General features: G+C 34.1%; 1 protein-coding gene. It reads left to right on the plus strand.

What is annotated here, in order from left to right:
• Positions 1–695: hypothetical protein (locus tag ELQ16_RS10105; protein WP_208335103.1), on the plus strand; the 695-nt coding region annotated here is incomplete at both ends.

Here is a 695-nt window from a genome sequence, read left to right on the forward strand (position 1 = left end):
AACACCATAAGCGGCGCAAATGTTCTAATTGGCGAAAACAAGCCAAGCGTTAATATCAATCCTGAAAGCATAGGCAGTTTATATGTGGATAAAATTAATGCAAATTTATGGATGTGCAAAGATAACACCGTTGGGCTTAATGTGTGGCTAAATTTGATAGATAAAAGCCAAATTAAACCCCAAACCCCAAAAAACATTTATAAATTTAATCTGCTCGAAGCAGTAGGCTCAGCTTATGGAGTGTGCTTGAGTGGGGTTATGCTTTATGATTATAATGGAGAAAGACTTTATTTAAAAGCCATAAACCGTGATGTAAGCGTTGCCACAAAACCAACCGCCTTTTTACTTTTCACTAAAGAAATTTGCGAAAGTATAAGTGATAATGCAGAATTAAACAAAGATTATGAAGTGGGCGAAAATGAAATCTTAGCATTTTTAACTTGCGAAGAAAGATATGCAAATTCAACTTATTATTATCCTGATTATATTTTTAAACCTTACAATGCCAGTGATACGCTAAGTTACTACATGTCGAGTAAGAAAAGTGGCTTTGTGCAAATTGAAGTATTTGGCGAAAAAAATAAACTAGGCAAGATTGAATTTAGAAATGGCGTAAGTGGTAGAATCACTTCAAAACTCACGCTAAGTTATTTCACTTCAGATATTAACGCAGAAATTAAAGAAATCAGCACGAG

Origin of the sequence: Campylobacter sp. US33a (assembly GCF_004378855.1) — a bacterium.
Lineage (GTDB): Bacteria > Campylobacterota > Campylobacteria > Campylobacterales > Campylobacteraceae > Campylobacter_D.